11 protein-coding genes and 1 riboswitch are annotated in these 7,856 nt (G+C 45.9%); all 11 genes read left to right on the top strand.

From position 1 onward, the window contains the following. The first annotated feature begins 146 nt into the window (after positions 1 to 146). Positions 147 to 785, top strand: coding sequence for a hypothetical protein (locus C6P11_RS08575; protein ID WP_135520345.1), 639 nt, complete (start codon positions 147 to 149; stop codon positions 783 to 785). A 116-nt stretch (positions 786 to 901) separates the two neighbouring features. Then, positions 902 to 1,045, top strand: a riboswitch (FMN riboswitch). A 133-nt stretch (positions 1,046 to 1,178) separates the two neighbouring features. Then, positions 1,179 to 2,066: a bifunctional diaminohydroxyphosphoribosylaminopyrimidine deaminase/5-amino-6-(5-phosphoribosylamino)uracil reductase RibD gene (locus C6P11_RS08570; protein ID WP_135520343.1), complete on the top strand. Its 888-nt coding sequence runs from the start codon at positions 1,179 to 1,181 to the stop codon at positions 2,064 to 2,066. Beyond that, complete coding sequence (locus tag C6P11_RS11305) at positions 2,066 to 2,257, top strand: hypothetical protein (RefSeq protein ID WP_245299849.1); 192 nt, start codon at positions 2,066 to 2,068, stop codon at positions 2,255 to 2,257. Before C6P11_RS08570 ends, C6P11_RS11305 begins: the two co-directional genes overlap by 1 nt. Then, entirely contained in the window at positions 2,257 to 2,658 is a 402-nt protein-coding gene (locus C6P11_RS08565) for a hypothetical protein (RefSeq protein WP_245299850.1), read from the top strand. The genes C6P11_RS11305 and C6P11_RS08565 overlap by 1 nt, the downstream gene beginning before the upstream one ends. 1 nt (position 2,659) lies before the next feature. Further along, a complete protein-coding gene (gene ribA, locus C6P11_RS08560; protein ID WP_135520341.1) occupies positions 2,660 to 3,853 on the top strand; it encodes a GTP cyclohydrolase II in 1,194 nt (397 codons plus the stop codon). Positions 3,854 to 3,865: 12 nt separating this feature from the next. Continuing rightward, entirely contained in the window at positions 3,866 to 4,330 is a 465-nt protein-coding gene (ribH, locus tag C6P11_RS08555) for a 6,7-dimethyl-8-ribityllumazine synthase (protein WP_135520339.1), read from the top strand. Between the two features lie 122 nt (positions 4,331 to 4,452). Further along, positions 4,453 to 5,217: a glucose 1-dehydrogenase gene (locus tag C6P11_RS08550; protein ID WP_056973185.1), complete on the top strand. Its 765-nt coding sequence runs from the start codon at positions 4,453 to 4,455 to the stop codon at positions 5,215 to 5,217. Positions 5,218 to 5,388: 171 nt separating this feature from the next. Next, positions 5,389 to 6,162 carry a (S)-acetoin forming diacetyl reductase gene (locus C6P11_RS08545; RefSeq protein ID WP_135520337.1) on the top strand — a complete coding sequence of 258 codons (774 nt, stop codon included), beginning with the start codon at positions 5,389 to 5,391 and terminating at the stop codon, positions 6,160 to 6,162. A gap of 270 nt (positions 6,163 to 6,432) precedes the next feature. After that, a complete protein-coding gene (locus C6P11_RS08540) occupies positions 6,433 to 7,005 on the top strand; it encodes a hypothetical protein (protein ID WP_135520335.1) in 573 nt (190 codons plus the stop codon). Between the two features lie 213 nt (positions 7,006 to 7,218). Further along, positions 7,219 to 7,521, top strand: a complete 303-nt coding sequence (locus tag C6P11_RS08535; protein ID WP_135520333.1) for a hypothetical protein — start codon at positions 7,219 to 7,221, stop codon at positions 7,519 to 7,521. 192 nt (positions 7,522 to 7,713) lie between these two features. Beyond that, the coding region (locus tag C6P11_RS08530) for a helix-turn-helix domain-containing protein (RefSeq protein ID WP_135518151.1) at positions 7,714 to 7,856 on the top strand (143 nt) is incomplete at its 3' end.

The following is a 7,856-nucleotide window of genomic DNA, read 5'->3' as shown; positions in this document are numbered from 1 at the left end:
CTCAAAAAACGCCCAATCGAAAAAAACACCCTGAAACCGTGCCAAGGTACTGGCAGTTTCAAGGTGATTTATCGTATTTTACTGATTTAGCTGTGGTTAAAAATTTAGTGCATGAATAATCCGGGTTAAAAGGTATCGTTTTCGATATGTCGATAAATAGAATTGCCATTAAGCGCACTGAATTCAATAAGCTGTACTTGGAAACTGAATATCTGCGTAAGGTGCCAACAACCTATCTGATGGTAGGCGAAGAACCGGTGGCACAAAAATTGGTGAACAAAAAGCCACAGGTTACCACACCAAGACCAACACGCCCAACGGTCACTAATAAGAATCAAACGGGGAATTCATCGAAAAAGCCCAAGCGAATTGCTGGGATGGCAAAGGTTGACGTTGATTGGTTTGGGTATTCATTGCTGATGTTAGTGGCCTTTGCCATTGATGCATGGCTAATGTACGCTAATGCCTATCATCCAGGTCAACAGGTGTCATATTACTTACTCGGCGCAGCGGGTTTCTACGCGCTATACGCAATTGATATCAACAATTACCGCAAGAAACATTTGTTTAAAAATGCGCCACGAATCAATATCCATCGGCCAGCCTGGCAAAGGTTGTTATCTCTCGCATTGGCAGTCAACTATTATGTGCCAATTAAGTACATGATTTTGTCTGATAAGAGTGGCTTAGAAACTTACATGCATGAAATAGTAGCCGTTGCGGTTATTTCATTTGTCTTGATTATCATTGGGACTTTCCATGTGCAAAAATACAATAAGTACTAGAACGAAACATCTCAGTGCAATACTGAGATGTTTTATTTTTTGCCGGTTTGTTAAATAATCGAGATTTACAAATCCATCTGCGTAACGTTAGACTGTCCTTGTTAAATAAATCATGAATAAATCTTCGGGGCAGGGTGAAATTCCCGACCGACGGTGATGGCGTATGCCTCAGTCCGTGACCCGCAAAGCTGGTTTAGCGATGTGGTTGATGCAGTGTGAATCTGCAACCGACAGTAAAGTCTGGATGGGAGAAGATATCAATTTTTGTATTAGTGCGCACTTTTTTCGGTGACCTAGTACGCTTTTTTGCGATACCTCAAACAATAACTACGCTCCGGTATGATGGTCACCATCATGCCGGTTTTTTTATTCCCGGAGTAGTTAGGGGAAGATATGGATGATTTAACAATGATGCAGGTGGCGGTGGCAGAAGCTGAAAAAGCTGCCCCAAAGGAGACCTGGACCAATCCGCGGGTTGGTGCAGTGATTGTCAAAAATGGTGCGGTGTTAGCGACAGGCTATCATCACCAATTTGGTCAAGCACATGCAGAAGTGGATGCCATGCAACAGGTGGATAACCCGGCTGATTTAAGGGACGCCACGATGTACGTCACACTCGAACCGTGTGCTCACGTTGGTAAAGTTGGCGCGTGCGCTGATGCGATTGTGGCTGCTGAGATTAGGCGTGTTGTCGTTGGCCAAGGTGATCCGAACCCGTTGGTGCATGGTCAAGGCATTCGCAAGTTGCGCGCGGCTGGGTTTATCACCAAGGCTGTTGGGAAACCGACGAAAATTACGGATGCCAGTACGGATGTTGTAACGCATGAACAACGCGCGGAAGTTGGCGCGATTATTGTTGGTAGTGAAACAGCATTAACGGACACGCCGAGTTTGACGGTGCGCCACACATCGATAACACATCCCCAGCCATTACGTGTGATTCTTGACCGACGTGGACGGCTACAAAGTGAATCCCAATTCTTCGACGACCGCACACTAATTTACACCATGAAAGAGGCGTTTGCAGCGACGAATGAACAAGCCATTTTATTTGATGGGCGTTTGCAGTCGGTGCTGAATGACCTTGGCCAGCGCGGTGTGCAATCAGTTCTAGTTGAAGGCGGTGGCGCTGTGCTACGGGCGTTCCTAGCCACGGATTTGTGGCAACAGTTGGATATTTACCAAACCACAACGGTCTTTGGAATGGGGGTGGCTGGTATTCAGGTACCAACAATTAGCGCTAGCGTGATGCATCATATTTATTACCGGGAGAGAAAATAATGTTTACAGGAATTGTATCAACCGTTGGGCAAATAACTGAGCTTGCCAAACGACATGAACGAGAACGCCGTCTGACAGTTACGACGCCAACAGATTATTTCGCAGATGCCAAGTTAGGCGACAGCATCATGATTGACGGGGTGTGCTTAACGATTACCACGAAGACTGCCACGGAGGCGAGTTTGATGTGATGGTGTCAACTGTGATGACAACGAAAATCGGTCAGTATCAAGCTGATACTCGCGTCAATTTGGAGAAAGCCATACTGGCCACTGATCGGTTTGATGGTCACTTTGTATTGGGACATGTGGATGGAACGGGGCGGGTAACCGACGAACACCTGATTGACGAAACGGTCTACTTTACGGTGCAACCAAAGACCCAAGCCTTGATGCAACAAATTGTACCGAAGGGTTCGATTGCAATGAACGGTGTGAGCCTGACGGTGATTGAAACAACAACCACGACGTTCACAGTCGGACTGATTCCGCATACATTGACGAATACGATGCTGCAGGATATGCAAGTTGGGGATGACGTTAATTTAGAGACCGACATTCTGGCCAAGTATTTAGCAAAGGAGCGTGCATAAGATGAACCAGGAAATTCGAGAACGTATTGAAACAGCGCTACAAGCCTTGAAGCGTGGTGAACTGATCATTTTGAGTGATGACAGCCAACGTGAACACGAAGGTGACTTGGTTGGCTTGGCTTCGTTTGCGACAACGACAAGCGTAAATGCTGCGTTGCGAATTGGTCGCGGTGTGTTGTGTGCACCAATGGCCGCTGAACGGGCAGAGGCGTTGTCTTTAACCCAAATGGTTGCGCATAATACTGAAAAATTTGGCACTAAGTTTACGGTTAGCGTTGATCACCGTGAGAATACCACGGGAGTATCAGCTGTGGAACGCGCATTCACCATTCGGGAACTAGCGAATTTGTCCGCAGGTGCAACTGATTTTGATCGACCAGGGCATATTTTCCCATTAGTCGCTGAAGCCGATGGTGTGCTGGCGCGACCAGGTCACACGGAAGCGGCGGTTGATTTAGCGAAGTTGGCGGGCGTGCCACCAGTGGCTTACATTATCGAGATTTTGGCAGAAGATGGCCAAATGGCGCGCGAAACGGCGTTGGATGAGATTGCTGAACGTGAAGGGTTAGTGACATTAACGATTGCGGAGTTAATCGCGTATCGCGAGGTGCAGATGGCGCGTGATTACACAGTCGGCCCAACCATTAAATTGCTGAGTGCATATGGGACGTTTACGGTGACGGATTATCTGTCGGACAATCGCGAACCGGATTTGCTAGTTGAAAAAGCCACGGCTGACGGAGCGGCACCATTGGTTCGCTTGCATTCGGAATGCCTGACCGGTGAAGTGCTGGGGTCATTCCGGTGCGAGTGTGGGCCACAGCTCCACGAGGCCTTACGTCAAATTGATGCCCAAGGTGGGGCAGTGGTTTATCTACGTCAAGAAGGTCGTGGCATCGGACTAGCCGAAAAGCTCCGTACCTACGTGTTGCAAGAAAATGGGTACGATACGTATCAGGCTAATGTTCACCTGGGCCACCAACCTGATGAACGCGATTATGCGCATGCTGCCCAAATTTTAAAGGACGCGGGATACGATAAGGTGCGTTTATTGACAAATAATCCAGCCAAGATTGCCCAACTTGAGGCCCACGGCATTGAAGTTGTCGAACGGGTACCACTCATTACGGGTGTGAATAACGTGAATCAAGGGTACATGGACACAAAGCGCGACAAGTTTGCGCACATGATTTAAAAGGGGAATAACATGACAATTTATGCGGGAACATTGACCAACCATGAGCGACGTCATATTGCAATTGTGATGAGTCGTTTTAATACGTTGATTACGGATGCTTTGTTAGCCGGGGCAAAGGAAGCTTTAATGATGCATGGCGTCGTAGAGACTAATATTGATGTCTATTACGTGCCAGGTGCCTTTGAAATACCATTGGTAGCTGAAAAGGTTGCCTTGACGCAAAAGCATGATGGCATTGTTACTTTGGGTGCAGTGATTCGTGGCGAGACTGACCACTATGATTTAGTGATTAATGGGTCAATGTCTGGGATTGCGCAAGTTGGTTTGAAAACTGGCGTACCGACCGTGTTCGGTGTGTTGACGGCTGATACTTTGGAACAAGCCCAACACCGTGCTGGTGGAAAAGCGGGGAACAAGGGTGGCGAAGTAGCTACCGCGTTGCTGGAATTATTGAGTGTGGTGGATGTCATTTAACTGGTAATTATGACCTAAAATCGAACAATTCCGAATCCAAGTGCTCATGTTAAAAATATTCATATTTGATACGTACCATCCTAAGTAATCAAAGAAAAAATAATAGTGAGGTATTACTTATCATGGTAGATCGTTTGAAGGGCAAGGTTGCTATCGTTACTGGTGGAACAACTGGTTTGGGAAAGGCTATCGCACAACGCTTTATTGATGAAGGCGCAAAGGTTGTTATCACAGGACGTCGTGCAAACGTCGGTGAAGCAACGGCTGCTGAGCTTGGTGGGGATGATGTGATTCGTTTCCAACAACATGATTCAGCTGATGAGCAAGGTTGGAAGGATTTGATTGCTTATACTGAAGAAGCATTTGGACCACTAAATGTGTTGGTAAACAACGCCGGAATTGGTGCAACGAATGATATTGAGCACGACACGTTTGAAGCTTACCGCAAGTTGATGAGCATCAACGCTGACGGTATGTACTTGGGGACGCAATACGGCTTCCGTGCCATGAAGGAGCATGGTGGTGGATCAATCATCAACATGTCATCAATACTTGGCTTGGTTGGTGATACGATGACAGCTTCATACAACGCATCAAAGGGTGCTGTTCGTTTGTTCTCAAAGTCAGCCGCTGTCTATGCAGCACAAAACGACTTGAACATTCGTGTTAACACAGTGCACCCTGGGTACATCGCAACGCCAATGACTGATGGATCAGGTGAGGGTGACTCAGTTGCACCATACGTTACGCAACGTTTGAAGACGCCAATGGGACGCATGGGTGAGCCAGATGACATCGCTTGGATCTGCGTATACTTGGCATCAGACGAATCAAAGTTCGCCACTGGTGCAGAGTTCGTTATCGACGGTGGATACACAGCTCAATAATTTATGACAAGGACGAGATGACCAAATAACGGTCGTCTCGTTTTTTTGTTTCACTCATAGAACTAAATGTGAATTAAATCACATTTACAAACTTCTAAAAAAGAAGTAAACTAATTTGTGTATAAGTGAGCAAGAGATAATAATATAGAAACTAATTGAGAGGTAAATATCATGGCTGATGTTGCATTTATCACGGGAGCAGGACAAGGAATCGGTGAGGCGATTGCTAAGCGTTTGGCAGACGATGGTTTCAAGGTTGCGGTAGTGGGTCGCACCTTGTCGAAGGTAGAACGCGTTGCGAATGAGATTAACGCTGTTCACCCAGACGCTGCTTTGGCAGTCGCTGCGGATGTAGCAAAGCGCGATGACGTATTTGCTGGTGTACAAAAGACAGTTGATTATTTTGGGGACTTAACAGTTGTGATCAACAACGCCGGTGTTGCACCAACAACGCCAATCATGGAAGTTGACGAAGAGACAATGCGCTGGACGTTTGATACAAATATCAACGGTACAGTGTGGGGAACGCAAGCTGCGGTGGAAGCCTTTAAGAAGGCTGGTCACGGGGGTAAGATTATTAACGCCACATCACAAGCTGGTGTGGAAGGAAATCCAGATTTGACGGTTTACGGTGCATCAAAGTTTGCTATCCGTGGTATTACGCAAACGACGGCCAAGGAATTGGCACCATTGGGTATCACGGTTAACGCCTTTGCACCTGGAATCGTTAAGACGCCAATGATGTTTGATATTGCCCACGAAGTTGGTCAAAACGCAGGTAAGGATGACGATTGGGGGATGGCACAATTCTCTGATGGTATCGCTTTGGGTCGCTTGTCAGAACCAGAAGAAGTCGCTTCAGCGGTTGCCTTCTTGGCTGGTAAGGACTCAAACTACATGACGGGTCAAACGTTGGTTGTCGACGGAGGAATTGTGTTCCACTAGTAGAACACTTGTTAAAACCATTACATTGAAAATGGGATGGTTTTAGTCTAAAATACAGTTATCACGAACTTATGAATAGTAAGTTTGGCGTGTGGTTTGGCATCTCTCGCAATATAATACTCACACACCTATCTCATATAATCGCGATCGCCTGGAGAGGCGAACCGCCAAACCATGAATAACAAGAAACGCTGTTACGTTTGTTCGTAGCAGCGTTTTTATTTATGGTATAGTTGGGTACATGATTTTTAAGTTTTGGGAGACAGCAAGATGATTGAAGAAGAGTTTGAACAAGCGGTTGCTAAGTTGAATGACAACTTGAACTTGGCAAAGGTTGATGACATCTTGAAGCCAGTTTTGTTGGCCGGCATGAAGCGTGGTTACGTGGATGCGCACTTGGAAGTGTTCGCTGAAGTAGAGAATATCAACCCAGAAGAGCAAACGGCAGAATGGGTAGACCGTTCTGAGAAGTTTGCGTTGGATAACTTCGGCACATTGGATAAGGTGGCTCGCAAGAACAGTTCTGATTTGTATGCGCAAATTAAGAGCATGTTGTCTGAAGAGTATCACGAGATTACGCACCACAATCACGACAAGATTGGTCAAGCTAACGTCGTAATGCCATACTTCAATGGTTGGTTCTTGGGTGCTTACTACGCCTTTATTGCGTTGTTCACGCAAATGCAACAAGCCCAAGGTGAGGTTGGCCCAACTGAAACGCAAGCAATCGCCAAGGCAGCATCTGATCGTGCCGAGAAGGAAGTGGAAGTAGAACGTCGCAAGTTCAACAACCGCCCAATTTACCGCCAATCAATGTTGCGCGAAATGATGGCAGCTTTATAAAACCAAAAAGAAAACGCATGACATCGAGTAGCTACTTGGTATCATGCGTTTTTGGGTATGTTGGTGATGTGATGATAAATAACGACACTGGCGCCTGGTTATGTGTGCTGATATTCTTAGATTAGATAAAAAAGAGCGCAATGAATACTGCTACAAATCCCCTGATGCATTTGATAGGATTTATGATTTGAGGGTAGAACAGGGAGATGAGACATGAGCTTGATTGAAGAAATAGGTGACCTACCAGCGGATGATGATTGCTCATATTCAGCGATCATTAAGTGTCTGCGTATTGGAATGACGATACGTGTTTTGGTTGGTGGTACAATATTTAGCTTTGAACGAGCGCAAGATGATAGCGACAACTGGTGGTTATGGGCTAATGAGACAACTGATAGGAACCCCTTTTTGGAGCTAACGTTTAATACGCTTGAAGAATTTGAGGCCTATGAATACATGCCAGGGCAGACACTAGCTGATATTTGGCAGCCTGAGATGCTGTACGCTATTGAGTGACATCTTGGCGTCAAACAAAAAACACCGTTATTCATTGATGTGGTGTACCCCGAAAGTTACTTTAACTTTCGGGGTTTTCTTTATGCTTGAATTTACAATTCAAGTGCAACACTAAGCTAAATAAAAACTGACTCATAATGAACCAGCGTAAAATGTAGTTTGTCTAGAACATACAGAACGCGAGGAAACATTATGAGTCATTATCATCAGCTTACCGCATTTGATCGCGGACGTATAGAAGTTTTACTCAGAGAAGGGTTGTCAATGCGTAGCATTGCAAAAGAAATTGGTAGAAGCGCTTCGACAATCTCTCGTGAGATTGCCCGCTGTGTTGG

The organism is Weissella confusa (assembly GCF_004766315.1).
Taxonomy (GTDB): Bacteria; Bacillota; Bacilli; order Lactobacillales; family Lactobacillaceae; genus Weissella; species Weissella confusa_A.
The sequence above is the reverse complement of the archived record's forward strand: the minus strand, read 5'-3'. Positions and strand labels throughout refer to the sequence as shown.